Below are 26,064 nucleotides of genomic sequence, written 5' to 3' on the forward strand. Positions count from 1 at the left end.
ACCTACACTACTGCCGGTTCCTTGTCGCGATCGATACCCTGCGGGGCGGGGGTCGCGGAGGACGTGCCGGGCAGCCACCTGAGCACCACCAGGGCTCCCACCAGCGCGATGGCCGCGGAGACGAGGGCGGTGATGTGCATGCCCTCGACGAAGGCGAGCTTCGCCGGTTCGATCAGCGCCGCACCTCGCTCGCCGAGGCCCTGGGCCACGCCGAGCGTTCCGGTCAGCGACTCCCCGGCGACGTGCCTGAGCTGCTCGGGCAGACCGGTCAGCGCGGGGGCGATCTGGTCGCGGTAGGTGGCCGAGAGCAGCGAGCCGAGAAGCGCGACCCCGAGCGCGCCGGCCACCTGGCGGACGGTGTTGCTCATGGCCGAACCGACACCCGCCTTCTCCCTGGGAAGCGCCTCCATGATCGCGGTCGTCGCCGGGGGCATGATGTTGGCCATCGCCGCGCCCTGGACGAAAAACACGATCTCCAGCACGAGGATCGGGGTGTGCTGGTCCATCAGCGAGTAGGAGGCCAGCGCGCCGGCCACGATGACCATGCTGACGGTGGCGGTCAGCCTGCCGCCGAAGCGCGCGGCCATCTGCTGGCTGAGCGGGGCGAAGATCAGCTGAGCGGCGGCGAAGGGGATCATCAGGGCGCCCGCCTGCAGCGCGCTGAAGCCCAGCACGATCTGCAGGTAGAAGACCAGGAAGAACATCGCGCCCATCATCGCGAAGAACACGATGCCGACCATGCCGACCGCGGTGGCGAAGCGCGGGTCGCGGAAGTAGCGGACGTCGAAGGCCGGGTGGTCGATGCGGCGCTCGTACCAGACGAAGACGCCGAGCACGACGACGCCGAGGATCGTCGGGACGAGCACCTCGGCGCTGGCGATCGTGGCCAGCTCGCCGCCCCGGATGATGCCGTAGGTGACGGCGACGAGACCGACGATGGAGAGGATCACGCCGACCGGGTCGAGCTTGGACGGGTGCGGGTCACGCGACTCGGGCACGACCAGGCTGATGAGCACCATGCTGACCAGCACGATCGGCAGGTTGATCAGGAAGACCGACCCCCACCAGAAGTGCTCGATGAGCAGGCCGCCGGTGATCGGCCCGATCGCCACGGCCAGGCCCACGCCGCCGGCCCAGACGCCGATCGCCTTGCCGCGCTCCTGCGGGGGGAAGACATTGGAGATGATGGCCAGCGTGGCCGGCATGATCGCGGCGCCGCCGATGCCCATGAACGCCCGGGCGACGATCAGCTGCATGGGGTCCTGGGCGTAGGCGCTGGCCAGCGAGGCCAGGCCGAACAGGACCATACCCACCATGAGCATGCGCTTGCGGCCGGTACGGTCGCCGATCACCCCGAAGGTGAACAGCAGGCCCGCGAAGACGAGCGTGTAGGAGTTGATCGCCCATTCCAGCTGGCTCTGGCTGGCTCCCAGGCCTTCCACCGGGTCGGCGATCGTCTTCAGCGCGACGTTGAGGATGGTGTTGTCGAGCACGACCGCCAGGAGGCTGAAGACCAGCACTCCCAGGATCTGCCACCGTCTCGGATGACCGAGCTGTTGTTCCATTGGGGGACCCCGTTTTCGATACGCCTAAGTTTCGAAATATCACCGTAGCGCCGGTTTTTTCGATACGCAACCGTAGCGTTTCGTATCTATCAGGACATGCACTGACATTCGGCCACGAACCGCCAGGGCAGAATGCCGTGTCCGGACCGGGACCGGATCCTGGCCGGGACCGGATCCTGATCTGGCCGGGCGCGATCCGGGCCGGAGCCGGGCCGGAGCAGAGGCCCAGAGCAGTGGTTCAGGCCGCGACCGGGAGCGGCTCCTTGATCGAGGTCTCGGTGCGCCGCCAGAACGGCGCGGCGGCTCCGACCATCAGCACGCAGACCAGCCCGGCGGCGGCGAAGGCCCAGCCGGGACCGGGGCCGTCGATGATCACACCCGCGATGGGCGCCGCGGAGGCGCCGCCGATCAGCAGCGCCGTACCGTGCAGTCCCATCGCCTCGCCGCGGGCCTCCGCGGGAACCCACCGGCTCACGGTGTCGATCGAGGAGGACAGGCCGGGAGCGCACAGCACGCCCGCCGGCAGCAGGGCCAGGACCAACCAGTGCCAGTCGCCGCCGACCAGCCCGACGGGGATGGTGAGCACCCCCATGGCTCCGATCAGGACCAGCGGCGAGCGTCCGCGAGGCAGCATTCCGTACACGAAGCCACCGGCCAGCGAGTAGGCGCACCACAGGGCGATCGCCAGCCCGATCCACGCGGTGTCGCCGCTCCGCTGCATCGTCGCCACCATGGACAGCTCCGTGGCGGCCAGCACGAAGGTCGCCGCGACGACGGTGCCGAGCAGTCCGAACATGCCCGGGGTGAGCCACTGGCGGCGCGCGACCCTCCGCACCGGTTCACGGAGCTCCTCGGCCGAGCGGACGGGCGGGTTCAGCACGATCAGCATCATCCCCGAGACGACCAGACCTGCCGCGACGATGCCCATGGTGGCGATGCTGCCGAGGGTGGTCACCCCCGCGATCGCCAGGGCGGGGCCGGCCATGTAGGAGAGCTCCACGATCATGGAGTCGAGGGAGAAACCCATTCTGCGCTGCTCGACCGGGACCAGCGCGGTAAGGCACTGCCTGATCACGCTGAACACCGGGAGAGCGAGAAGGCCCGCGGGCACCGCGGCCGCGAGCAGTACCGGGAACGGCAGCGCCCACGCGACGGACCAGAAGACGAGCTGGGCGAGCGTGGTCACCGCCAGCACCGGGCGCAGGCCGTGCCTGTCGACGAACCTGCCCGCCAGGGGTGAGCCGACGGCCATGCCCACGGTGCTCGCCATGGTCACCAGACCGGCTGCGCCGAAGCCGAGGCCGAGTCCGCCGGGGTCGACGACGTGCATCGTCAGCGTGATGGCGACCGCGGTCGAGGGAATGCGGGCGAGCAGCCCCACCAGCAGCAACGACCGCACACCTGGGAGTGCCAACAGGCGGCGGTAAGGCTCTACAGCCATTGTGATTACTTACCTCCGTCAGCATTGTGCCGTACCCCCCCGACACTTCCGCCACCGGATTTACCTCGGAGGGTGTGCCGTACGCCACCCACACCCCCACCGTCGGATTACCAAACCGGTCGGGTCTGTTGAACCTGCCGAACGCGTGCAATCATCGGAACCGTCCGGGGACGCCATCAGGGGCGCCTCGAGACTTCACTGGAGGTCCCATGTCCTCTTCCGCCAACAGCCTGCCGACCTCTCTCTACGGCGGCCAGGCCGGCCGAAGGATCACCGTGCGCGACGTCGCCGCCGCCAAGGAGCGCGGCGAGCGGTGGCCGATGGTCACCGCCTACGACGCGATGACCGCCAGGGTCTTCGACGAGGCCGGCATCCCCGTGCTGCTCGTCGGCGACTCGGCGGCCATGGTCGTGTACGGCTACGACTCGACGCTGCCCGTATCGGTGGACGATCTCATGCCGCTGACCGCGGCCGTGGTGCGTGGCTCCTCCCGCGCGATGGTCGTGGCCGACCTGCCGTTCGGCTCCTACCAGGCCTCTCCCCAGCAGGCCCTGGAGACGGCCGCCCGGTTCATGAAGGAGGCCGGCGCCCACGCGATCAAGCTTGAGGGCGGGCGGAGGGTGCTCCCCCAGGTCGAGGCGCTGGTCTCGGCGGGCATCCCGGTGATGGCCCACCTGGGCCTGACCCCCCAGTCGGTCAACGCGTTCGGCGGCTACCGGGTACAGGGCCGCGGCCAGTCGGGTGACGAGCTGATGGCCGACGCCAAGGACCTGGAGTACGCCGGAGCATTCGCCGTGGTCCTGGAGTGCGTTCCCGCCGAGCTGGCCGAGCGGGTCACCTCGTCCCTGTCGATCCCGACGATCGGCATCGGTGCCGGGCCCGGCACCGACGCGCAGGTCCTCGTCTGGCAGGACCTGATGGGCCTGACCGCCAGCCCGGCCAAGTTCGTCAAGAAGTACTTCGACCTGGCCCACGAGATGGACAGGGCCGTGCGCAGCTTCGCCGACGAGGTGGCGACCGGCGCCTTCCCCTCCGCCGAGCACAGCTACCGCTGACGGACCTCGCCGCTCCGGCGCTCCGGGAAACCCTGACGGCGCCGGGGCGTTTCGGGTGCGGCGTGGCGAGGTCAGGCAGGCGTGGCGAGGTCAGGCAGGCGTGGCGAGGTCAGGCAGGCGTGGCGAGGTCAGGCAGGCGTGGCGAGGTCAGGCAGGCGTGGCGAGGTCAGGCGAGCGTGGCGGGGTCGGTGTTGGCACCGCATACGACCACGGCCACCCGCTCCCCGGGAGCCGGGGTGTAGACGCCGGACAGCAGGGCCGCGTACGCGGCGGCGCCGGCGTGCTCGGCGGCGATCCGGTGGTTCCGCCACATCTCGCGCCGCGCCTCGACGATCGCCTCCTCGGAGACCAGAAGGCTCCGTACCCCCGCCGCGCCCGTGATCTCACAGGCGATCTCGCCCGCCCGGCTCGCGCCCAGGGCGTCGGCCCCCACCCCGGTGACCTCGACCCCGACCGGCTCACCGGCCTCCAGCGCCCGGTGCAGGGTCGGGATGAGCTCGGGCTCGACGGCGACCACGCGAGCCCGGCCGTCGAGGGCGACGGTGATCCCGGCGACGAGCCCGCCGCCGCCGACCGCGACGAGGACCGTGTCGACTCCCCCGGTCTGCTCCAGGATCTCCAGGCCGACCGTGCCCTGCCCCGCGACCACCTCCACCTGGTCGTAGGCGTGCACGTCCAGGGCACCGGTCTCGGCCGCGCGCTTGACGGACGCCTCGTAGGCGTCGGCGTAGACGGCACCGATCTGGGTCACCCGCGCGCCCAGCGCGCGCAGACCGGCCACCTTCACCGGGCTGGACACCGTCGGCACGAAGATCTCCGCCTGGACGCCGAGACTCCGCGCCACATACGCCACCGCCAGGCCGTGGTTGCCCCCGCTCGCCGCGATCAGCCCGGCCTCGGGGATCTCTCCGCTGGACAGGGCCCGGTTGAAACCTCCTCGCGCCTTGAACGACCCCGAGTGCTGCAGCCCCTCCAGCTTGAAGAACAACCCCGGCGACATCTCGACCACCGGTGTGCGCCGGACGTACCCCGCGATGCGCTCGGCGGCCCGTTCCACGTCCCCGATCGACACGCTCACGCGCGCCCCCTTCCCAGAAAGCGGCTCGGAAAGTGGCCGCCCCTGCCCTCCCGGCGGCCCCGTTGCCGCAGTCTAGGAGACGCCATGGACATCGTCAGAAGAGCGCCTGCTCGAAGTCGGCCCACAGGTCCTCGATGTGCTCGATGCCGACCGCCACCCGTACGGTGCCCTCGCCGACTCCGTGCCGGGCGAGCTCCTCGGCCGTCAGGGAGCGGTGGGAGGTGGTCGCGGGGTGCAGGACGAGCGTCTCGACACCGCCGAGGGACGGGGCCAGCAGGGCCAGCCGCACCGAGCTCATGAACCGCTCGCCCGCCGCCCGGCCTCCGGTCAGGTCGAAGGAGAAGACGCCTCCGAAGTCGGGCAGCAGCTTGGCCGCCAGCGCGTACGAGGGGTGCGAGGGCAGGCCCGGCCAGTGCACGACGGAGACCGCGGGGTGGTCGTTCAGGCGGGTGGCCAGCTCGCGGGTGTTGAAGCAGTGCCGCTCCATCCGTAGCGGCAGTGTCTGGATGCCGCGCAGGGTGAGCCAGGCGGCGAACGGGTCCGCAGTGGCGCCCAGCTTGACGTTGAAGGCCCACACCTCGCGGTACAGCTCGTCGGAGGCGAAGACGGCGATCCCGCCGAGCACGTCGGTGTGACCGCTCAGATACTTGGTCGTGGAGTGCACCACGATGTCGGCCCCGTGCTCCAGCGGCCGGCACAGGATCGGTGAGGCGAAGGTGTTGTCGACCACGGAGACGAGTCCGGCCTCGCGTGCCGCGGCGCACATGCCCGGCAGGTCGGCGACCTGGGTCACCGGGTTGGCGATGGTCTCCAGGTAGACGAGCTTCGTCTCCGGCCGCACCGCCGCGCGCAGCGCCGCCGGATCGTCCTCGGGGACGTAGGAGACCGAGATCCGGAAGCGCCGCTCCAGATCGTTGATCATCGAGGCGGTGCCGCCGTAGAGCGCCTGCTGCGCGATCAGGTGATCACCGGGCTCCAGCAGCGCGAACAGCACGGAGTTGATGGCCCCCATCCCGGAACCGGTGGCCACGGCGCCGACACCGCCCTCCAGGCCGGCGACGGCCTCCTCCAAGGAGCGGACCGTCGGGTTCGACAGGCGCCCGTAGACGAAGGCCCCGTCCGGGCGGCCCATCCCGTCGGCGAAGACGGCCGGGTCGTCGAAGACGAAGCCTGAGGTCTGGTAGAGCGGCACCGCGATGGGGCGGCTGCCGTTCAGCGGCGGTTGAGGGAGGTGGACGGTACGGGTTTCTGGATGAAAATCGGCCATAAGACAAGAATGTTCGGTTAACCGACTGTTTGTCAGATCCGGTTGGTGCGATGTTCGTCATCAAAAGCACGAATCCCCCGACCCGGGACGCCGGTTAGGCCACCTCGACGGCCTCTGGCTCTCGGCCACGCGTGCGCGACCACCTGACGAGCGCCATCGCCAAGACCGGCGCCCGCAACAGGATCAACACCAACAGGACCGACACCATCAGGACCGACACCGTCGGGACCGACACCGTCGGGATCGCCGAGGATGCCGGCTGGATCCGACCGAGGCCACCTCGCCCGCGCACACCGGGAGCGCCGATCACGACCGGCGCCAGGTGGCTTTCCCTCAACCCCGGTGCCGCAGACTTACGGAGCAGCCGAAATCGTCAGATGACCGGCCGTCGCGCTAGATGTCGGTGACGCGCAGGCCGGCGTGGGCCTTGTAGCGGCGGTTGATCGAGATGAAGTTGGCGGTCATCGCCTCGACCTGGTGGGCGTTGCGCAGGCGACCGCCGTACACGCCGCGCATGCCGGAGATGCGGCTCGCCAGCGCCTGGACGGTGTCGGTGGCCGCACGGTCGTCGCCCAGTACGAGCACATCCAGGTCGATCTTGTCGACCTCGGGGTCCAGCAGCAGGACGGCGGAGACATGGTGGAAGGCGGCGACCACCCGGCTGTCGGGCAGGACCGCGGCCGCCTGCTGGGCGGCGCTACCCTCCTCGACCGCGAGCGCGTAGGCGCCCTGCTTGTCGAAGCCGAGCGGGTTGACGCAGTCGATGACGACCTTTCCGGCCAGCTCGGCACGGAGAGACTCCAGCGTGGAACGGTGCCCGTCCCAGGGAATGGCCACGATCACCACGTCGGCCTCGGCCGCCACGGTCGGGTTGTCGGCGCCGCGTACCGATCCGCCGATGCTCGCCGCCGCCTGCTGAGCCCGCTCGGCGCTGCGTGAGCCGATCAGCACGCTGTGCCCGGCGAGGGCGAACCGCCGCGCCAACCCCTTGCCCTGGTCACCGGTCCCGCCCAGGATCCCGATCGAGATTCCGCTCACGTCTGGAATATCAGTGCTCACTCACCGCTCCTCATCGTCCCCGACCCCTCAGGATCGGACTCCATCGACCATATCGTCTGCCCGGAATCCTCTCAGGGGCGCATTCCCGGGATCATCGCAGGGTATCTGGGGCACGATGGTCCGCATGGACGCTGGGTCGGTGACACTGCTGCGCGAGATCCTGGCTTCGACGGGCTGGGTCGAGCGGACCCGCGAGCTCGGCCTCGCCCTGCGCGCGACACGCTCGGTCGGCGGGCTGCTGGTGGTCGGCACGCCCGAGGAGGAGCCCTGGCACCTGACCGCGCATCTGAGCGACGAGGCCAGGCTCTCCGGGCTGCCCCAGCTCGCCCCGACACTGGTCCGCTGGGCGCCCACCCCCGGCGCGCCCGCGCACCTGCGGGTCGGGCTGGAACGGATCCGGCAGGCCGGACGGGGCGAGACCCTGTTCGTGGTGGCCGAGGAGCGCGCCCCCGAGGCGCTGCTGGAGCGGGTAAGCGACGCCCGCAGGACCGGTACGACGATCCTGGCCCTGGACGGCGGTGACACGGAACTGGCTGGCCTGGCCCACGACGCGCTGACGATCCCGGAACGGGCCCCCTTCTCCTTCGACGGGGCACAGCACCTGGTGAGCATGGCCGCGGGCGAGGTCGAGCGGCGCCTCGGCCTGCGTGACCGCCTGGCCAGGCTGCTGGAGCGGGTCAGCGGCCCACAGGTCGCCGACTAGGTGCGACGTTCCTCATCGGAAGCACGGATCCACACCGGCCCAGGAGGCCGGACAGGCCGCCCTGACAGCCTCAGGTTTTCGGCCGCGCGTCGTGCCCTCCTTTGAGGAACGGAGCACTCTTTGAGGAACGGAGCACTAGGCACACCGATCACGGAGGTCGGGTGAGGGAGGGTCTCCGGGTTCGGTGCGGGGCCTTCGCCCGTTCGGCCTCAGTCGTCGTCCTCCCAGGCCTGATCGTCCTTCTTCCAGTCCTCGTTCCGATCGGCCGCGGTCTTCAGCGCGTTGGCCGCGGCCTCGCGCGTCGGATACGGCCCCATCCGGTCCTTGTTCGGGCAACCCTCGTCGGGTTCGACGGCCATGTGCTTCAGGCAGAACCACCATTGGTCACTCATGCCGCAATCCTGCCCGGTGGGAAGCGCAACTAGACTGTGGGACCATGACGACACTGCTCCAGCCCGGGCGGATCTCTCCCATCCGCAAGGTTCCCTCTCACATCCAGCGGCCGGAGTATGTCGGGAGGAAATCCCCGAAGACCGGAGAGGCCGACGTCAAGACCCCCGAGATCATCGAGCGGATGCGGGTCGCGGGCAAGCTGGCGGCCCAGGCGCTCGAAGAGGTCGGCAGGCACGTGGCGCCCGGCGTCACCACCGACGAGCTCGACCGGATCGGCCACGACTTCCTCTGCGAGCGGGGAGCGTATCCCAGCACGCTCGGCTACCGGGGATATCCCAAGTCGCTGTGCACCTCGATCAACGAGGTGATCTGCCACGGCATCCCTGACGACACCGTGCTGCGCGACGGCGACATCGTCAACATCGACATCACCGCCTTCATCGGGGGCGTGCACGGCGACACCGACGCCACCTTCCTGGTCGGCGACGTCGACGAGGAGTCGCGACTGCTGGTCGAGCGCACCCGCGAGGCCACCAACCGGGCCATCAAGGCCATCGCCCCCGGCCGGCAGCTCAACGTGGCCGGCCGCGTGATCGAGGCCTATGCCAAGCGGTTCGGCTACGGCGTGGTCCGTGACTTCACCGGCCACGGCATCGGCACCACGTTCCACTCGGGCCTGATCGTCCCTCACTACGACGACCCGTCGCTGACGGTCACACTGGAGCCGGGCATGACGTTCACCATCGAGCCCATGCTGACGCTCGGCACCATCGACTACGACGTCTGGCCCGACGGCTGGACCGCCGTCACCAAGGATCGCAAGCGGACCGCCCAGTTCGAGCACACCATCCTGGTGACCGAGACCGGCCACGAGATCCTGACACTTCCCTGACCCCTTCGCTCAGGGGTCGCGCCCCCACCCGAAGGCCGGACGCGGAATCCCGGCGGGTCCCCTTCTCGCGAGACCCCTCCCTATGGGTCCCCTTCTCGCGAGACCCCTCCCTATGGGTCCCCTTCTCGCGAGACCCCTCCCTATGGGTCCCCTTCTCGCGAGACCCCTCCCTATGGGTCCCCTTCTCGCGAGACCCCTCCTCGCGGAAGCCCTCCCTGCGGGACCCCTCCTTGCGAGCCACCTCCTCGCGGGACCCCGGCGGTTCCGGGACGCGCTCCGCCGCCGTACCGCTAGTCCTGGCGGGGCACCACTCCGGTGACCGTGGTTCCCGCGCCGGGAACGCCGTTGACGCTGAGCGCGCCGCCGACCTGGTCGAAGTGGGCGTGCATGGCGGTGATGCCCCGGCCCTCGGCCTGGCCGAAGAAGCCGATGCCGTTGTCACTCACCGTCATGCGCAGACCGCTGCGGCCGAGGGTGACGGCGACGGCCACGACATGCGCGCCGCTGTGCCGCTCGACATTGGTGAGCGCCTCCGCGAGCGAGGACATCACCGCCCTGGTGATCCCGGCCGGAACGTCGCCGGTGGGCAGCGCCCAGATCTCGACGGTGATCCCGGTGTGCTCGGACCATTCGGTGAGATACCCCTCCAGGGCCTGGGCCAGCCTCCGGCTCCGGCCCTCACGTATGCGCAGTTCCTCGGACACTGCTTAACCTTCCTGATGCACATTGCAGCCACCGGCCCCCCGACCGGATATGTGGCTGGGCGTGGCGCGCGATGACGAAGCGCTGCGCCCGCTGCGGTGAGCACGAGCTCCCCTGAAACACCAGGCTACCTGGAGATGTTTCGTACCGGGGCTGGAAGATAGCAGGCCGTGGCTGTCCGGCTATTTAACGCCGTCGCGCTTGTTGAGTTTGGCCAGGTACTCGTTGTAGGCGTCGAGTTGGGCGTCGCCGCTGCCGCCGGTGCGGGCCGCGGCGGCGTCGGCTCGGCGGTCGGCTCGGCGGGCTCTGCGGTCGTCGGCGCGCCACCACTGGAAGGCCAGGGCGAGAAGCACGATGAGCGTCGGGATCTCGCCGAACCCCCAGGCGATGGCGCCGCCGGTCTGCTGATCCTCGACCGCGGAGGCGCCCCATGTCCGGCCGAGCTGGTCGTACCAGTCGGAGGCCAGCACGGTGGTCATGCTCATCAGCGCGATGCCGAAGAACGCGTGGAACGGCATGGTCACGAACAGCAGGATGAGCCGGGCCACGTGCGGCAACTGGTAGGGAGCCGGATCGACACCGATGATCACCCAGAAGAACAGGGAACCGCTGAGCAGGAAGTGCACGGTCATCACGATGTGGCCGAGGTGCTCCTCCATCGCGGCGGCGAACAGCGGGGTGAAGTAGAGCGCGTAGGTGGAGACGATGAAGATCGCGGTAGCGATCGCCGGGTGGGTGACGAAGCGGACGAACCTACTGTGCAGGATCGTGGTCAGCCACTCGCGGGGTCCTCGGTCGCCCCTACGTGCGGCGGGCTTGAGGGCGCGCAGGGCCAGGGTGACGGGCGCACCGAGCACCAGGAAGATCGGCACCATCATCGACAGCGTCATGTGCTCGGCCATGTGCGCGCTGAACAGCACCTTGGCGTAGCGGGCGACGCCGCTCTGGGTGGCGATCAGCAGGATCAGCACGCCGGTGAACCAGGCGGCCGTACGGCCCTTGGACCAGGAGTCGCCACGCCGGGCGAGCCGCACGACACCCGCGAGGTAGAGACCGGCCAGCAGGGCGATGAGCGTGCCCGAGAACAGGTCGAACCACCACAGCGAGACCAGGTTGGCCAGCGAGATCTCCGGCGGCATGGTGTAGCCGAGCACCTCGAAGGCCCTGTCGACGGGCAGGACCACCGGGGGCGGCGCGGTGCGGGAGAGCGCGACGGCCAGCCCGATGGCCGCGAACATGACGACGATCTCGCCGGTGGCGAAGCGGATGAAGGTGCCGGAGCCGCCCGCGGCGAGCAACGGCAGGGTCCGCCTGCGGTGCCACCAGCCGACGGCGCCGAGCAGCGCGAACGCGGCGGTCTTGGCCAGCAGCAGCAGGCCGTAGGCGGAGGTGAGGAGCTCGGAGACCGAGGTGAGCCTGGCCAGGACGCTGAACAGGCCGGACAGCCCCACTCCGATGAAGCACCACAGTGCCAGGGTCGAGAAGCGGGCGGCGGCGATCTCCAGGTGCGACTGCCGGCGCAGCGCGTGCGCGCAGAGCACGCCGAGGCCGCCCACCCAGAGTGCGAGGACGACGAGGTGGACCGCGACGCCGGTGGTGGCCAGGTCGTGGTTGGGTGAGGAGGCGGAGTGACCGGTCAGCGCGGGCGGGAGCAGGGTGACCAGCGCGAGGATGAGCAGGCCGCCGGCCGCGCCGGCGGTGATCGCCCCTCGGGCGAAGAGCGCGATCGCGACCGAGAAGAGCACGACCAGGGTCAGCGCGATGCCCTGGGAGACCTGGCTGGCGAAGCTGGTGAGCTCGTTGCCGCCGAGCACGTCGGCCACCGGCATCCCGAACGCCTCGGAGAGGCTGAACACCATCGTGGCGGCGGCGGCCCCGGCCCAGGCGAGGGCGATCCAGGAGGCGGCCTTGACGTAACCGAGGGCGGGCTTGCCCAGCAGGCCCTTGTCGTTGGGGAGCAGGATCGTGGCGGCCAGGAGCGTGCCGACGGTGAGCACGCCCGCCGCGTCCATCGCCAGCTTCGCCAGCGGCAGCCCCCAGCGGGTGAAGGCTCCCTGGTCGGGCAGACCGGGGATGATGCGCGGGGTCGCGGCGCCTCCGGCGATCATGGCGATCACCAGGGCGACGGCGGCCGCCCCCGCACCCGCCAGGGCGAGCTTCACGGCCCGGGCGTTCCCCGGCGTCTCGCTCTGCGCCGTCTGCGCCGTCTGCGCGGCCCGCGCGGGCCCGCTCATGGCCGCTTCTTGTTGCGCATGCTGAAGAACAGTCCGATACCGACGCCGGTCACGCCTCCGACGATGATCCACATCCAGCCGGGCACGCCCTGCGAGGATTCGGGCCCCTCGTCCCTGAGCACGGCGGCCGGGCTGAGCGCGGCGACCGGCGTGCGCTCGGCCGAGGTCTCCGCGGTGACCGGGCTTTCGGCGGCCGCCGGAGACTCGGAGGCGGCCTCGGACGGCGACGGTGACGGCGACTCCGACGGGGAGGCGGAGCCGAGCAGGGTGAAGGGAATCTCACCCTCTATCGGGTGGCCGTCGGAGGAGACGACGCGGTAGGCGATGACGTAGTCACCGGGGGGGAGATCTCCCTTGACCTTCTGGGTCACCACCGCGCCGTCGACGACGGGTTTGCCGTCCTGGTGGTTCTCGTCTCCGGAACGTACGACGACGTTCGGGAAGCGCACCGAGGCGGTGAACGTCAGCTTCACCTCCTCCAGGCTTTCGACCTTGGCGCCCTTGGCCGGGTCGCTGCTCTTGAGCCGGTCATGGGCGAGGGCCGGCGAGGCGAAGGCCGTGCCGAGAACGAGGGCGGCGAGAAGCGCGAGGGCGACCGCGACAGGGGAAGTCTTCATGGCAACCCCAAGGCTACCCAGGTGACCACGCGGTCTCGCCCCCTGTCCGATCTGTCTTCGGCGCGGGCCTTCCGTCCCGACCTTCCGCCCCGGCCTACAGCCCGACGCAGGCCAGCGCCCGCTTGTAGGCGTCGACGCTCCGGTCCGGTTCGTCGATCCGCTCCAGGACCCGGGCGGCGGTCAGCCAGGCGTGGGCGCTGGAGCGGGTCTCCGGCACCTGCTTCAGGCATTCCGCCCCGGCGAGCAGCTCCTGCGAGGCCTGTTCCTGCAGGCCCAGCTCCGCGAGGGTCTCGCCGTGCAGCAGACGGGCCTCCGCCTGCATGAACTTCGGCATGCCGTCGAGCAGGTCGCAGACGAAGCGCATGTGTTCCTCGGCCCGCTCGGGCCGGGCGAGCAGCAGCTCCGCCCGGACGAGGTTCATCGCGCAGCGCATCTTGTCTATCGAGCTGGCGGAGCTCTCCGCCAGTTCCTTCTCCACCTTCAACAGCACGTCGCGCCAGGTCTCGGCCTCCATGGGCCGCACGATCAGCAGGACCTGGGCGTAGTCGCTGCGCAGCCGGGCCAGCCGGCGCGCATCGCCGTACTCGGACTGGATGGCCAGGGCACGCTCGACATGTGTGACCGCCTCGTCGGCGTGACCGCTCTCGACGGCGACGATCGCGGCGCCCCAGTGCGCCAGGGTGAGCGCCTGCGGGCTGCCGAGGAGCTCGGCGGCGGCGATCATCTCAGCGGAGAAGTGGCGGGCCCGGAGCAGGTCGCCGCGGTTGAAGTAGGCGGCGAGGAGCTGACTGCCCAGCCGCATCAGGCTGTCGGTCCAGACCGGCCGGACCGCGCCGGTGAGAATCTCCTCGGGGACCTGCACCGCCCGGGCCAGGTCTCCGTTCTCGCGGTAACAGCGTGAGAGCGCCACGGCCACCGCGACGTGACGCTCGGGGCTCATGGCCGCCGCGTCGTTCTCGCGCAGCCCGTTGAGCAGGGCGATCGCCTGGTTCAGGTCTCCGCAGGCCTCGGTCGCGAGAGCCAGGCCGTACTCGGCGTCCTGCCTCATCTGGGGCAGACCCGCCAGGCCGCTGTCGGCGAGGAGCTCGGCGTAGCGGGTGCGGGCCTCGACGACCTCGCCGTTGTCCATGGCCAGCCGCGCGTAGCTGAGCGCGAGCTCGATCTCCTGCATCTGCTCGGCCGTGACACCATTGATCAGATACGTAAGGGAACAGTCGAGTTTTTCGGCCAGAAGCTCCAGTACCGCAGGGGTCGGAGTACGCTTGCCACTCTCGATGAGAGATACGTAACTGTCCGACAGTTCTGGATGGGCGAGCTGCGCTTGGGAAAAACCGCGTTGCCGACGGACGGTTTTGATGCGCTGCCCCACCAAGTCTTGACCAGTCACGTTACCCCTTGAAAGATATCATTTGAGCAGCAGAACCTACGACAGGAGTCTCCCCGTGCGCCGACGTCTTGCCTTGTCTGCCCTCGCCATGCTATTTACGGCTGCTTTTGCCGTCACTGGCAATGCTACGACCGCGAGCGCTGATTCGTCTGCCCCCCCGAAGGACACCGGCAAGTATTCTTTGCAGACGAGTGCCGCCCAGGCCTACCTGGGCTGGGGCTTCCCGGACTGACCGACGGCTCAGCCCGCCGGAAAGACCGGGAACGGAAAGAACCCCTCCCGCCCTCGTGGAGAGCTTCCAGCCAGCAAGCCCCTCCACCCGGAGGAACCGGTGCGGCCCGCATCGGCGTGAGCGTACGGGCATCCGGCCTGCGCGTTCCACCAGACGGGATCTGTGGGTGGCCGCCGGGCCGGGATCCAGAACCCTTCCGCGAAAGACCATCACTCTTCACGGAGGATCCCGGCCGAAGGCAACGCCTACATATAGATCCCATTACATCTGTATAGATTTCATTGCAGGTCACGGCTCGAACCGAGAGGGCCGGCGGCACCCGCCTGCCTCCTCTCATCGGTCACGCCTTTCCGTCTGTCTTCTCTCGCCGACCGGCCCGCAGGCCGGTCGGCCGGTCGGTCGGTCGGCTCGCAGGCCGGTCGGCCGATCGGCTCGCAGGCCGATCGGCTCGCAGGCCGATCGGCTCGCGAAATTCGTGCCGTCACCTCCGCGCCGCCGGCCGGTCCGCGGGATTGCCGGCTCACGAAACCCATGTCGCCGTCCTCCGCGTCGCCGACCGCGTCTCTCGGCCCCCTCGTTTTTAAACCAGCCATTACCCTAAGAAATACATTGAACTAATCCGCTATCAAGTCAATGTCCTAAACCGGTCAGCCGACTTCCCCGAAGGCGGAGCGGCCCTGTCCACTTCAGGCGAGGGAAGGCCCCGGGGGAAGCCGGGAGCGCGACCCGCCCGGAGAGAAGTCACGGGACGGCCCGGCAGGACGGAGGGATGATCGGTGGACGACTCCCCTTCACGCGCGTACGACGGCGGATCCACCGCGTGTGCCACGCACCTCCCCTTCCGCATCGCGAATCGCCTCGGAAATCCGTCGGATTCCAGTCTGAGAACGGCGTCTCCTGCCCGGAGAAACACATGTGTGTTCTAGCAAGCGCATTCATGAGGGGCACATGACCCATTCTTTCCTGCCCTCTCCCTCGGCGGGCGGAAGAGACCAGAGCCGTCCACGGCCCCCGGCCGGATGATGCCCGCTGAGGACCACGAACCCGTGAGACGCCGCCCCGACCACGCGCACGCGGCCGGGCACAACCATAAGAGTCGCTAACGACCGTGCCCCGCCTTCCCCCGTGTCTGCCATGTCCGGCCCCGGCCCCGGCTGATGTACTACCGGAGTGAGCGGCATCGAAACACGGCAGAGCCTGGGCGTCGGCGAGAGCGTCCTGCGTCCCGACGGGACGCTGAAGGTCACGGGTGAGTTCGCCTACTCCTCCGACCTGTATCTGGCGGACATGATCTGGGGGGTCACCCTGCGCAGCCCGCACCCGTCGGCGTGGATCCGCTCGATCGACGTCGGCCCCGCGCTGGCCATGCCCGGCGTGTACGCGGTGCTCACCCACGAGGACGTGCCGGGCGAGAAGTTCTACGGGCTGGACCACAGGGACCAGCCGGTGCTCGCCGTCGACCAGGTCCGCTACCAGGGCGAGCCGGTCGCGCTGGTCGCCGCCGACCACCCCGAGCGCGCCAGGCGTGCGGCCGAGGCCGTCATCGTGGAGTACGAGGTCCGCGAGCCCGTCACCGACCCTCGCCGGGCCGCCTTCGACGCCTCCTGTCCCGCGGTCCACGAGCGCGGCAACGTGCTGCGCCACCAGCCGGTCCGGGTCGGCTCGGTGTTCGAGGCCCCCGTGGTCGTCACCGGCGAGTACGAGGTCGGCATGCAGGACCAGGCCTTCCTCGGCCCGGAGTCCGGGCTGGCCGTACCCGCCGAGGACGGCGGGGTGGACCTGTACGTCGCCACCCAGTGGCTGCACGCCGACCGGGGCCAGATCGCGCCGTGCCTGGGACTGCCCGAGGAGAAGGTGCGGCTCTCGCTGGCCGGGGTGGGCGGCGCGTTCGGCGCCCGTGAGGATCTGTCCATGCAGGTCCACGCGTGCATGCTGGCCCTGCGCACGGGCCGCCCCGTGAAGATCGTCTACAACCGCGAGGAGTCCTTCTACGGCCACGTCCACCGGCACCCGGCCAGGATGCGCTACGAGCACGGCGCCACCCGCGAGGGCAGGCTGCTCTACGTCAGGGCGGAGATCCTGCTGGACGGCGGCGCCTACTGCTCCACCTCCCCGGCCGTGGTCGGCAACGCGGCCTCGCTGGGGGTCGGCCCCTACGAGGTGGACAACGTCTGGATCGACGCCTACGGCGTCTATACCAACAACCCGCCCTGCGGGGCGATGCGCGGTTTCGGCGCGGTGCAGGCCTGCTACGCCTACGAGTCGCAGATGGACAGGCTGGCCGAGGCATGCGGGATCTCCCCCGTCGAGGTCAGGATCCGCAACGCGGTCTCCCAGGGGTCGAGGCTGGCCACCGGGCAGGTGGTCGACTCGCCCGCGCCGCTGGCCGAGATGCTCACGGAACTCGCCGCGATGCCGCTGCCCGCCGCGCCTGACGCCCCGGAGGGCACGGGCCGGACGGACCTGCTGAACATGCCGGGCGGCGTCTCGCAGACCACCCACGGCGAGGGCGTGCGGCGCGGAGTCGGCTACGGCGTGGGTATCAAGAACATCTGCTTCTCCGAGGGCTTCGACGACCACTCGACCGCCAGGGTGCGGGTGGAGCTGATCGGCGGGGAGCCGCACGTCCTGGTGCACACGGCGGCGGCCGAGGTGGGACAGGGGCTGCTGATGGTCCAGGAGCAGATCGCCAGGACCGAGCTGGGGATCGACACGGTGACGGTCGCGCGGGCGGACACCTCCGTCGGGTCGGCCGGATCCTCGTCGGCGTCCCGCCAGTCCTACGTCACCGGCGGCGCGGTCAGGGCGGCCTGCCAGGCCGTACGGGAGCGGCTGGACAAGCTGCGGGCCGACGGATCGTCGCTGGTGCGGGCTCTGGAGCTGGCCGGGGCCGTGGAGGAGACCAGGGAGTACCGGCACCGGCCCACCTTCCCGCTGGACCCGGTCACCGGGCAGGGCGACTCCCACACCCAGCTCGCGCTGTGCGTGCACCGCGCGGTCGTGGACGTGGACGTGGAGCTCGGCCTGGTCAAGGTGGTGGAGCTGGCCGCGGTCCAGGACGTGGGCCGGATCATGAACCCGCTCGCGCTGGAGGGCCAGATCCACGGCGGCTCGGCCCAGGGGCTGGGGCTGGCGCTCATGGAGGAGATCCAGGTCCGCGACGGGCTGGTGCGAAACCCCTCGTTCACCGACTACCTGATCCCCACCATCCTCGACATGCCGCCGATGCGGGTGTCGATCCTGGAGAACCCGGACCCGCACGCCCCCTACGGCCTGCGCGGCGCGGGCGAGCCGCCCACCCTCTCGTCCACCCCGGCCGTGGCCGCCGCGGTAAGGGCCGCGACCGGCCTACCACTGCCCCGGGTGCCCATTCGCCCCCATGACATCGCCCTGAACGGGTAGGAACCGGCATCCCACCCCGCACGAACCTGTTTGGCAGGTTGCTCACCATGACATCGCCCTGAGCGGGAGGAATCGGCATCCACCTGTTTGGCAGGTTGCTCACCATGACACCGTCCTGAGCGGGTAGGAACCGCGCATCCCCTCCATCTCCGGAGGGGAATCCATGGATCGCTTCTTCGAGCTTTCGGCCAGGGGCACGACGGTCGGCCGCGAGATCCGTGGCGGGATAACCACATTCATGGCGATGGCCTACGTCATCCTGCTGAACCCGATCATCCTGGGCGGGGCGACGGACGTCACGGGGGCCAAGCTGTCCATCCCGCAGCTGACCACGTCAACGATCCTCGCGGCGGCGGTGAGCACGCTGCTCATGGGAGTGATCGGCAACGCACCGCTCGGGGTCGCGACCGGGCTCGGGCTGAACGCGGTGGTCGCCTACCAGGCCGCGCCGCACATGACATGGGCCCAGGCGATGGGGCTGGTGGTGCTGGAGGGGCTGGTGATCGTGCTGCTGGCCGTATCCGGGCTGCGACAGCTCATCATGAACTCCATCCCGCTGGCGCTGAAACACGCGATCAGCGTGGGGATCGGCATGTTCATCACGCTGATCGGGCTGGTGGACGCGGGTTTCGTCGGCAGGGGTACGGGGTCCCCGGTCCAGCTCGGTACCACCGGGCACCTGACGGGCTGGCCGGTGGCGCTGTTCTGCCTGGGGCTCCTGGTGATGATCGTCCTTTTCGTGCGCAATACCCGGGGCGCCATCCTGATCGGCATCGTGGTCACCGCCGTGCTCGCCCTCGTGGTCGACACGTTCACCACCGTCCCGCCGGAGCTCTGGGGTGTCGTGGTCCCCCAGATGCCGGAAGCGGTGGTCGGGGCACCCGACTTCGGGCTGGTCGGCCAGGTGGACCTGTTCGGCGGATTCGCCCGCGCCGGCGCGGTCACCGCCATCGTCGTGCTGTTCACGCTCGTGCTGTCGGGGTTCTTCGACGCGATGGGCACCATCATCGGGGTGAGCGACGAGGCCGGCCTGGTGGACGAGCAGGGCCGGGTGCCCCGGCTGGGGGCGATCCTCACCGTGGACGGCGTGTCCGCGGCGATCGGGGGTCTCACGAGTTCCTCGGCGAACACGGTGTTCGTGGAGTCGGCGGCCGGGGTCGGAGAGGGGGCCAGGACCGGCCTGGCGGCCATCGTCACCGGCGGCCTGTTCTCGCTGACCCTGCTCTTCACACCGGTCGCCACCGTCGTCCCCGCCGCCGCGGCCGCGCCCGCGCTGGTCCTGGTGGGCGCGCTGATGATGACCCAGGTCAGGAAGGTGCCCTGGGAGGATCTGACCATTGCGATCCCCGCGTTCCTGACGATCGTGCTGATGCCTTTCACCTACAGCATCACCAACGGCGTGGGCGCAGGCGTGATCTCCTACACCGTCATCCAGGCGGCACTCGGCCGGGCGGGGAGGCTCCCGGGGCTGCTCTGGGTGGTCAGCCTGATCTTCGCGGTCTACTTCGGCGTCGACGGCATCGGAACGCTGTTCTTCTGAGACGACCCGCTCTGGATCGCGCGGAGCCGCTCTCAGGACCTGTCATTCAGCTCGCAGGCGATGCCGTCCTTGTCTCCGTCGATGTACCAGTCGTACTCCTGGTGAATCCCCTTGTGGTACGGGCCGTATCCGTTGTCGTTCGCCTCCTTGCAGGTCCGGTACTTGGGGTTGGGGTTTCCCTCGCCTGACGTGGCCGGAGAGGTGTTCGTGGTGCTGGGGTTGGTGGCAGTCGGGTTCGTTCCCGCCTGGCCAGTTCCCGCTTGGCCCGTTCCTGTTGGGTTCGTGGTGTTGGGGTTGGTGGCAGCCGGATTTGTTACCGTCTGACCCGTTCCTGTTGGGTTCGTGGTGTTGGGGTTGGTGGCAGCCGGATTTGTTACCGTCTGACCCGTTCCTGTGGGATTCGTGGTGTCCGGGGCGCCATTGGCCGGCGGGGTCACGGGCTGGCCGGGCTGCGAGTCCGTAGACGGATCGGCCGGTGGGGTGAAGACCGACGTGTCGTTCGGCTGAGGATCGGCGGTCGATCCCGTATCGGTGCCACTTGAGCCGAGCAGCCGGACGACCATCGCGTCCGCCTGCTCCTTGGTGAAGGAACCGGCGATGCTCAGGCTGTCGGCGGTGATCGCCTGGGCGACCCGGGGAGCCGCCACCACCTTCTCCCCCACGATGATCGCGATCTGCTGCCTGACCGGGTCGCCCTCCTTGACCAACTCCTCGGTCAGGTCGTTGATCTGCTCGCGGAAGGCAGGCGCGAACGCGATCCTGACCGAGTAGGTGCCGTTCTTCTCCTGGATCGTCTCGATCTTCCGCACGGCGTTCACGGTGACCCCTGCGGCGACCGCGTAGCAGTTCTGCCCAAGGTCGTCGGGGTAGGTCTCCGGAAGCGTGCAGACTCCGGCCTTCGCCTCGGTCACCGGGGCGAAGTGGATGGGAACCGCCAGCCGGCTGGGCGGCTTGGCGCCGAGTGGCATGTCGGGGTTGCGGGTCATGAGCACCGCGATGGTGCCGAGCACGCCGGTGATCAGTACGACGAAGACCAGGGTGGTCACCAGGATCGCGGTCGTGACCCGGCTCGCCCTGGGCACCCCGGGCACCCCGGGCACCCCCGGCACCCCGCTCGGCGCTCCTCCGGCCTGCCTGCCACCGGCCTCCGGCACGCCCGCTCCTGGCCCACCCACCCCCGGAACGCTCATCCCGGGGCCGCCCGGCCCCGGCACGCCCACCCCAGGGCCGCCGGACCCCTGGCTGCCGGGACCCTGGCCCCCCTGACCACCCGGCCCCCGGCCGCCCGGACCTGGGCCACCCGGGCCGCGATCATCGAAACCCGGACCGGCGAACCCCGTATCACCACCGGATCCCGGACCACCGGATCCCGGACCACCGGATCCCGGACCACCGGATCCCGGACCGTCGTAGCCGGGATCGCCGGGCCTTGAAGCAGCGGGGCCGGAATCGGCCGGACCGGAACCGCCGACACCAGGACCTCCGGGGCCCGGTTCGGCAGAGGGCTCGGCGCCCGGTTCCCAGGGGCCACGGGCGTGGCGTCCGGACGAGGCACCGGGGCGCTCGGGCGGCGTGAAAGCTTCACGGCGCTCAGACGGCGTAAAAGCGTCACCGCGCTCAGACGGTGTGAAGGCGTCGTAGGAGGATGAGGGTCCCCATGGCGCGCCAGCGGGCTCGTCAGGCCCGGCCGGAGGTCCCTGCGGTACGGGCGGCCCACCCGGCCCCGCGTGCATCCCCATCGTCATATCCCCGTATTCCTCGCAGCTGTTCGCGGCGAGCCTACCGATCAGCGCGGGGAGCCGGTAACCCCGCAAGTCAGGATGTATACTGATGGGTCGAGCGTCGACGACCGCTGACTGAATGCCACCGGTGCTGCCCCGTTCCTGCCACCTTGCGCGTGATTGCTCCCTTTCGGGGAACGCAACGTGAAGAAGAGGACACGCGCCCACCCTGGAGGAGCCGTGAAGATCTCTGTTCCCAGCGAGGTCAAGAACCATGAGTACCGGGTGGCCCTGACTCCCGCCGGAGTCCACGAGTTCATCCGGCACGGTCATGAGGTCTTCGTGGAGAAGGACGCCGGGGTGGGGTCCGCCATTCCCGACACCGACTTCCAATGCGTGGGCGCGACCATCCTGGACTCCGCGGACGACGTGTGGGCCGAGGGCGACCTGGTGCTGAAGGTCAAGGAGCCTGTTCCCGAGGAGTACCACCGGATGCGCAAGGGCCAGGTGCTCTTCACCTACCTGCACCTGGCCGCGTCGGCGGCCTGCACCCGGGCCATGCTCGAATCGGGGATCACCGGCATCGCCTACGAGACGGTGCAGAACGCGAACGGCTTCCTGCCTCTGCTGGCCCCCATGTCCGAGGTGGCCGGACGGCTCGCCCCGCAGGTGGGCGCCTACCACCTGATGCGCCAGGGCGGTGGGCGAGGTGTGCTGATGGGCGGGGTTTCGGGCGTGCACGCGGCCAGCGTGGTCGTGATCGGCGCCGGAGTCTCCGGTATGAACGCCGCGGTCATCGCACTGGGCATGCAGGCGGAGGTGCTGCTGCTGGACCGTGACATCGACAAACTCCGCCAGGCGGACATGATCTACAGGGGCCACTGCAGGACCGTCGCCTCCACCGCGTACGAGATCGAACGGGCGGTGCTGGACGCGGACCTGGTCATCGGCGCGGTGCTGATCGCGGGTGCGAGAGCTCCCAAACTGGTCGACAACGATCTGGTCTCGCGGATGAGGCCCGGCTCGGTCCTGGTGGACATCTCCATCGACCAGGGCGGCTGCTTCGAGGACTCCCGGCCCACCACACATGACCGTCCGACGTACCGGGTGCACGGCTCGGTGTTCTACTGCGTGGCCAACATGCCGGGAGCGGTCCCGCACACCTCGACGTACGCCCTGACCAACGTGACGGTCCCCTACGCCCTCGCGATCGCCGACCTGGGCTGGCGGGAGGCCCTGCTGGGCGACCCCGCGCTGGCCCTGGGCCTGAACACGCACGAGGGGCACCTGACCAGCCGGCCCGTGGCCGAGGCTCACGGGCTGGAGGCGGTGCCCCTGGAATGGGCGTTGCGGGCCTAGGTCGCGGGCCTGGGATCGCGGGCCTAGGTCACGGGCCTAGGTCACGGGCCTGAATCGCGGGCCTAGGTCGCGGGCCTGGATCAGGATCTGGTCAGGGCGCCGGGGTGCTGCTGGGTACCGGGGCGTCGGTGGCCGGGGCGCTCTGGCTGGGCGCCGTGGACGGCGCGGTCGCCGGGATGGGCGTCTCGGCGGCGGTGGTGCCCACCCCGCCGCTGCAGGAGGCGCCGAGCTCGGGGGTATCCGGGCCGTTCTTGTACTTGGTGATGAACTTGGGCAGGCGCGGGTCTTCCACACTGTCCAGCTTGAGCTGCTTGTTCCAGGAGCTGGCCACGACCTTGGAGGGCAGCTCCGGGTACGGGCTCAGCAACATGTAGTCCTTGGAGGCCAGGTCCTTCAGCGTGTCCAGCTCGGCCTTGGGCAGGTCGGGCCGGTAGGTGATCCACACGGCGCCGTGCTCCATGGAGTGGACGGCGGTCTCGTTGTTGATCGGCTGGTCGTAGATACCGCAGTTCTGCCAGGCCGGGTTGTGCTCACCACCGAGCGGAGGGCTCTCCTTGTACACCACCTTGGTCTGGGTGTGCTGGCTGCCGACGTACTTCGCGCTGGTGACGTTGTCCAGCGAGGTCACGGCCCGCTCGTTGACCATGTAGAAGGCGACGAGCCCGACGAGCAGAACGATGACGAGGCCTCCGGCACCCCACATCAGGAATGCCGTTCTGCGCTCCTTGCGCTGCTGCTCCGCACGCATCCGGGCGAGGTGCTCCCGCCTCGCCTGCGCCTTTTCCTTGGTCATCAACCCTCCAGCCAGCAAACAACTCCGGGTCACCCTATGCCCTACCGGCGTATGTGGAGAATAAAGGGCTCATAACACGTGATAGAGCGACGATTCGCAGCAGTGGGTACGCTGGGCAGGCAATGGAAACTCCGATTAAAGACAGCGCAAAGACCAGGCGCGGCGTGGCGCTCGGCATCCTGCTCGGCTGCCTGATCGTGGCGGCCACGCTGCTGTTCGTCGTGGGCAGGACGGCGACCCCGACCGACGCCTCGTCGGAGGCGGGATTCGCCCGCGACATGTCCGTCCACCATGCCCAGGCCGTCGAGATGTCCTTCGTCGCCAGGGACGGGAGCAAGGACGAGGCGCTCCGGCGGCTGGCCTATGACATCATCGTCACCCAGACGGCCCAGCGCGGCATCTTCACCGGCTGGTTGCAGCAGTGGGGGTTGAACCAGGCGACCGAACGGCCGGTCATGGCGTGGATGGCCGGTCACGGCGGCCACTCTGTAACGCCGGGCGCGTCCGCGGCGATGCCCGGTATGGCCACCGGCGACGAGCTCAAAAGGCTCCACGAGGCCACAGGCAAGGACCAGGAGATCCTCTTCCTGCAGCTCATGATCCGCCATCACGAGGGCGGCGTGCAGATGGGCCGGGGGCTGCTAAAACTGTCCGACCGCGACGAGGTGGCCACCATGGCGCAGCACATCGTCAACGGTCAGACAGGTGAGATCGAGTTGATGACCGATATGTTGCGGCAGCGCGGCGCCCAGCGGCTGCCTTCCATCCTTTAATAGCGTCGGCGCGTCCCTGTGCGGCCGGTCTCCGGCCAGGGCAGCATGGAGCCAACCTGGCCGGAGGAAAGAGAATGGTGAACGACGAGCCGGAGAACCGCCTGGAGGTGAGCATCTCCGCAGAGGTAGAAATGGGGCAGTACGCCAACTTCGCCTCCGTGTGGCACACCCAGGATGGGTTCGTCCTGGACTTCGCGGTGATCACCAGACCACCCCAGCTGGCCAACGACCCCTCCTCGGGGCAGCACTTCGTGAGCGTGCCGACCCGGATCGTCAGCCGGATACGCATCCCGCCTAGCCAGGTCTTCGAGCTGATGAAGGCCCTCGAACAGCAGCTGACCGCGTACGAGCACGAGACGGGTCAGAAGAACTGAGCCCGGCCCGCCGGTGTGGCGGATCCGGTCCGGCGCGTCCCGAGCCCCGGGAGTCCCGCTCGCCGGAACCTGGGACGCGGCCTGGCCGTCCTCGAACTCAGCAGGCTCCGAACTCAGCAGGCTCCGAACTCAGCAGGCTCCGAACTCAGCAAGCGAAACCCGGCTTCAGGCCGCCTTCATGGCAGGCCGATGGCCTGCCGGGCCCCGGCCAGCAGGCCGGCGGTGCGCCGGGTGGCCAGCGCCGCCCCGTCCGCCAGGAGCCGCGACAGCTCGGCCTGGTCCGCCGAGAGTTCGGCGTAGCGCTCCTGGACAGGCCGCAGCATCTCCACCACCGCCTCGGCCGTGTCCCGTTTGAGCGCGCCGTACGATCCGTACGAGAGCGACTCGATCGGCCGGTCCGAGCAGGCGGCGAGCAGGGTGAGCAGGTTGGAGACGCCGGGCTTGTCCACCGGGTCGTGGCGGACCTCGGTGCCCGAGTCGGTCACCGCCCGCATGACCTTGCGCCGGATGTCGGCGGGAGGGTCGAGCAGATAGACGGTTCCCGCAGCCGAGCCGTCCGACTTGCCCATCTTCGAGGTGGGATCGCTCAGGTCCATGACCCTGGCGGCTACCCGCTGGTGCACCGCCTCGGGCACCGTGAAGACCTCGCCGTACAGGCGGTTGAACCGCAGGGCCAGGTCCCTGGTCAGCTCCACGTGCTGGCGCTGGTCCTCCCCCACGGGTACCACGTCCACCTGGTGCAACAGGATGTCGGCGGCCATCAGCGCGGGATAGGTGAGCAGCGAGAGCCGCACCTCCTCCTGGCTGGCCGATTTCTCCTTGAACTGGATCATTCGCCGCATCTCGCCGAAGTAGGCGGTACTCTCCAGCAGATAGGCCAGCTCCGTGTGCGCGGGCACCTGCGACTGGATGTAGACCAGAGAGCGGTCCATACCGCAGGCGAGCAGCAGGGTCGCCGCCTCGCGGGTGCGGACGCGGAGCCGCTCCGGGTCATGCTTGATCGTCAGGGCGTGCAGGTCCGCGACGGCGTAGACGCAGTCGGCCTCGTCCTGGAGCCGCACGGCGGGCATGATCGCGCCAAGCAGGTTGCCCAGCGTGAGGTGGCCGGTCGGTTTGAAAGCGGTGAAGACGCGCTTTGTCATGGTCACTCCTTGTGGAAGAGGGACCGTCGCGCACCGGCCGTGCGGGAAAAGCAAGAACGACCGCCGGTGAACGGCGGCCGTTTCTGTGCACAGTCGGGACTGGCTAGCGGATCCGCCTCTCAGCGGCCCGCCACAGACCCAAACCGTGCTTGCTCATACCGGCGAGTATAGACACTGCCCCTCGGTTCTCTCGCCTGCTACGGCAGGATTCGCGGGACCATGCCCAGTTCCTACTACGGCAGGATTCGCGGGACCATGCCCAGTTCCTACTACGGCAGGATTCGCGGGACCATGCCCAGTTCCTACTACGGCAGGATTCGCGGGACCATGCCCAG

21 protein-coding genes are annotated in these 26,064 nt (G+C 69.5%); 8 read left to right on the plus strand and 13 right to left on the minus strand.

Features of this window, described 5'->3' with window-relative positions; translation table 11 throughout:
* Positions 1-2: 2 nt before the first annotated feature.
* Both OIE13_RS18835 and OIE13_RS18840 read right to left on the minus strand, forming a co-directional pair.
* Positions 3-1,565 (minus strand): MFS transporter, encoded by a 1,563-nt coding sequence (locus OIE13_RS18835; protein ID WP_326637986.1) that lies wholly within the window; start codon positions 1,563-1,565, stop codon positions 3-5.
* Positions 1,566-1,803: 238 nt separating this feature from the next.
* The gene (locus OIE13_RS18840) at positions 1,804-3,006 is read right to left on the minus strand and encodes an MFS transporter (RefSeq protein WP_326637984.1); all 1,203 of its coding nucleotides are present in this window, start codon (positions 3,004-3,006) and stop codon (positions 1,804-1,806) included.
* A gap of 209 nt (positions 3,007-3,215) precedes the next feature.
* Between OIE13_RS18840 and panB the strand changes: the two genes are divergently transcribed.
* Positions 3,216-4,061, plus strand: coding sequence for a 3-methyl-2-oxobutanoate hydroxymethyltransferase (gene panB, locus OIE13_RS18845; RefSeq protein ID WP_326637983.1), 846 nt, complete (start codon positions 3,216-3,218; stop codon positions 4,059-4,061).
* A gap of 166 nt (positions 4,062-4,227) precedes the next feature.
* Here panB and OIE13_RS18850 read toward each other — a convergent pair whose 3' ends face one another.
* From OIE13_RS18850 to npdG, 3 genes are all read right to left on the minus strand, one after another.
* On the minus strand, positions 4,228-5,139 hold the full coding sequence (locus tag OIE13_RS18850) for a threonine/serine dehydratase (RefSeq protein ID WP_326637981.1): 912 nt from the start codon (positions 5,137-5,139) through the stop codon (positions 4,228-4,230).
* Positions 5,140-5,233: 94 nt separating this feature from the next.
* A complete protein-coding gene (locus OIE13_RS18855; RefSeq protein WP_326637979.1) occupies positions 5,234-6,406 on the minus strand; it encodes a trans-sulfuration enzyme family protein in 1,173 nt (390 codons plus the stop codon).
* Between the two features lie 393 nt (positions 6,407-6,799).
* Positions 6,800-7,465 (minus strand): NADPH-dependent F420 reductase, encoded by a 666-nt coding sequence (gene npdG / locus OIE13_RS18860; protein ID WP_326637977.1) that lies wholly within the window; start codon positions 7,463-7,465, stop codon positions 6,800-6,802.
* A 124-nt stretch (positions 7,466-7,589) separates the two neighbouring features.
* Here npdG and OIE13_RS18865 point away from each other — a divergent pair, with 124 nt between their 5' ends.
* Positions 7,590-8,168 carry a hypothetical protein gene (locus tag OIE13_RS18865; protein WP_326637976.1) on the plus strand — a complete coding sequence of 193 codons (579 nt, stop codon included), beginning with the start codon at positions 7,590-7,592 and terminating at the stop codon, positions 8,166-8,168.
* A gap of 209 nt (positions 8,169-8,377) precedes the next feature.
* Here the strand turns inward: OIE13_RS18865 and OIE13_RS18870 are convergent, their stop codons facing one another.
* A complete protein-coding gene (locus tag OIE13_RS18870) occupies positions 8,378-8,560 on the minus strand; it encodes a hypothetical protein (protein ID WP_326637974.1) in 183 nt (60 codons plus the stop codon).
* 44 nt (positions 8,561-8,604) lie between these two features.
* Between OIE13_RS18870 and map the strand changes: the two genes are divergently transcribed.
* Entirely contained in the window at positions 8,605-9,453 is an 849-nt protein-coding gene (gene map / locus OIE13_RS18875; protein WP_326637972.1) for a type I methionyl aminopeptidase, read from the plus strand.
* Positions 9,454-9,743: 290 nt separating this feature from the next.
* Here map and OIE13_RS18880 read toward each other — a convergent pair whose 3' ends face one another.
* The 4 genes from OIE13_RS18880 to OIE13_RS18895 all read right to left on the minus strand — a co-directional run bounded on the left by OIE13_RS18880 (position 9,744) and on the right by OIE13_RS18895 (position 14,393).
* Positions 9,744-10,157 carry a sensor histidine kinase gene (locus tag OIE13_RS18880; protein WP_326637970.1) on the minus strand — a complete coding sequence of 138 codons (414 nt, stop codon included), beginning with the start codon at positions 10,155-10,157 and terminating at the stop codon, positions 9,744-9,746.
* 180 nt (positions 10,158-10,337) lie between these two features.
* On the minus strand, positions 10,338-12,389 hold the full coding sequence (locus OIE13_RS18885) for a bifunctional copper resistance protein CopD/cytochrome c oxidase assembly protein (RefSeq protein WP_326637968.1): 2,052 nt from the start codon (positions 12,387-12,389) through the stop codon (positions 10,338-10,340).
* Positions 12,386-13,006: a copper resistance CopC family protein gene (locus OIE13_RS18890; protein ID WP_326637967.1), complete on the minus strand. Its 621-nt coding sequence runs from the start codon at positions 13,004-13,006 to the stop codon at positions 12,386-12,388. The genes OIE13_RS18885 and OIE13_RS18890 overlap by 4 nt, the downstream gene beginning before the upstream one ends.
* Before the next feature lie 94 nt (positions 13,007-13,100).
* Positions 13,101-14,393, minus strand: a complete 1,293-nt coding sequence (locus tag OIE13_RS18895; RefSeq protein WP_326828466.1) for a helix-turn-helix domain-containing protein — start codon at positions 14,391-14,393, stop codon at positions 13,101-13,103.
* Between the two features lie 1,402 nt (positions 14,394-15,795).
* Between OIE13_RS18895 and OIE13_RS18900 the strand changes: the two genes are divergently transcribed.
* Both OIE13_RS18900 and OIE13_RS18905 read left to right on the plus strand, forming a co-directional pair.
* On the plus strand, positions 15,796-18,027 hold the full coding sequence (locus OIE13_RS18900) for a xanthine dehydrogenase family protein molybdopterin-binding subunit (RefSeq protein WP_326637966.1): 2,232 nt from the start codon (positions 15,796-15,798) through the stop codon (positions 18,025-18,027).
* 163 nt (positions 18,028-18,190) lie between these two features.
* Positions 18,191-19,567: an NCS2 family permease gene (locus OIE13_RS18905; RefSeq protein ID WP_326637965.1), complete on the plus strand. Its 1,377-nt coding sequence runs from the start codon at positions 18,191-18,193 to the stop codon at positions 19,565-19,567.
* Between the two features lie 32 nt (positions 19,568-19,599).
* Here OIE13_RS18905 and OIE13_RS18910 read toward each other — a convergent pair whose 3' ends face one another.
* Positions 19,600-20,721, minus strand: a complete 1,122-nt coding sequence (locus OIE13_RS18910) for an excalibur calcium-binding domain-containing protein (RefSeq protein WP_326637964.1) — start codon at positions 20,719-20,721, stop codon at positions 19,600-19,602.
* An 807-nt stretch (positions 20,722-21,528) separates the two neighbouring features.
* Between OIE13_RS18910 and ald the strand changes: the two genes are divergently transcribed.
* Positions 21,529-22,647 (plus strand): alanine dehydrogenase, encoded by a 1,119-nt coding sequence (ald, locus tag OIE13_RS18915; RefSeq protein ID WP_326637963.1) that lies wholly within the window; start codon positions 21,529-21,531, stop codon positions 22,645-22,647.
* Between the two features lie 91 nt (positions 22,648-22,738).
* Here the strand turns inward: ald and OIE13_RS18920 are convergent, their stop codons facing one another.
* A complete protein-coding gene (locus tag OIE13_RS18920) occupies positions 22,739-23,440 on the minus strand; it encodes a DUF3105 domain-containing protein (RefSeq protein WP_326637962.1) in 702 nt (233 codons plus the stop codon).
* A 122-nt stretch (positions 23,441-23,562) separates the two neighbouring features.
* On the opposite strand from OIE13_RS18920, the gene OIE13_RS18925 reads away from it, so the two are divergent.
* Positions 23,563-24,213: a DUF305 domain-containing protein gene (locus OIE13_RS18925; protein WP_326828467.1), complete on the plus strand. Its 651-nt coding sequence runs from the start codon at positions 23,563-23,565 to the stop codon at positions 24,211-24,213.
* Positions 24,214-24,287: 74 nt separating this feature from the next.
* Complete coding sequence (locus OIE13_RS18930) at positions 24,288-24,587, plus strand: DUF3467 domain-containing protein (RefSeq protein WP_326637959.1); 300 nt, start codon at positions 24,288-24,290, stop codon at positions 24,585-24,587.
* Between the two features lie 176 nt (positions 24,588-24,763).
* Here the strand turns inward: OIE13_RS18930 and trpS are convergent, their stop codons facing one another.
* Positions 24,764-25,729, minus strand: coding sequence for a tryptophan--tRNA ligase (gene trpS / locus OIE13_RS18935; RefSeq protein ID WP_326637957.1), 966 nt, complete (start codon positions 25,727-25,729; stop codon positions 24,764-24,766).
* Between the last annotated feature and the right edge of the window lie 335 nt (positions 25,730-26,064).

This window comes from Streptosporangium sp. NBC_01810, from assembly GCF_035917355.1.
In the GTDB taxonomy this organism is placed as follows: Bacteria; Actinomycetota; Actinomycetes; order Streptosporangiales; family Streptosporangiaceae; genus Streptosporangium.

Excerpts from the sequence above, each read along its gene's own strand:
- OIE13_RS18865 (WP_326637976.1), top strand. The coding sequence starts at position 7,590 with ATGGACGCTGGGTCGGTGACACTGCTGCGCGAGATCCTGGCTTCGACG.
- trpS (WP_326637957.1), bottom strand. The coding sequence starts at position 25,729 with ATGACAAAGCGCGTCTTCACCGCTTTCAAACCGACCGGCCACCTCACG.
- OIE13_RS18930 (WP_326637959.1), top strand. The coding sequence starts at position 24,288 with ATGGTGAACGACGAGCCGGAGAACCGCCTGGAGGTGAGCATCTCCGCA.
- OIE13_RS18840 (WP_326637984.1), bottom strand. The coding sequence starts at position 3,006 with ATGGCTGTAGAGCCTTACCGCCGCCTGTTGGCACTCCCAGGTGTGCGG.
- OIE13_RS18885 (WP_326637968.1), bottom strand. The coding sequence starts at position 12,389 with ATGAGCGGGCCCGCGCGGGCCGCGCAGACGGCGCAGACGGCGCAGAGC.
- OIE13_RS18855 (WP_326637979.1), bottom strand. The coding sequence starts at position 6,406 with ATGGCCGATTTTCATCCAGAAACCCGTACCGTCCACCTCCCTCAACCG.
- OIE13_RS18925 (WP_326828467.1), top strand. The coding sequence starts at position 23,563 with ATGGAAACTCCGATTAAAGACAGCGCAAAGACCAGGCGCGGCGTGGCG.
- panB (WP_326637983.1), top strand. The coding sequence starts at position 3,216 with ATGTCCTCTTCCGCCAACAGCCTGCCGACCTCTCTCTACGGCGGCCAG.
- OIE13_RS18870 (WP_326637974.1), bottom strand. The coding sequence starts at position 8,560 with ATGAGTGACCAATGGTGGTTCTGCCTGAAGCACATGGCCGTCGAACCC.
- OIE13_RS18890 (WP_326637967.1), bottom strand. The coding sequence starts at position 13,006 with ATGAAGACTTCCCCTGTCGCGGTCGCCCTCGCGCTTCTCGCCGCCCTC.
- OIE13_RS18905 (WP_326637965.1), top strand. The coding sequence starts at position 18,191 with ATGGATCGCTTCTTCGAGCTTTCGGCCAGGGGCACGACGGTCGGCCGC.
- OIE13_RS18920 (WP_326637962.1), bottom strand. The coding sequence starts at position 23,440 with ATGACCAAGGAAAAGGCGCAGGCGAGGCGGGAGCACCTCGCCCGGATG.
- OIE13_RS18835 (WP_326637986.1), bottom strand. The coding sequence starts at position 1,565 with ATGGAACAACAGCTCGGTCATCCGAGACGGTGGCAGATCCTGGGAGTG.
- map (WP_326637972.1), top strand. The coding sequence starts at position 8,605 with ATGACGACACTGCTCCAGCCCGGGCGGATCTCTCCCATCCGCAAGGTT.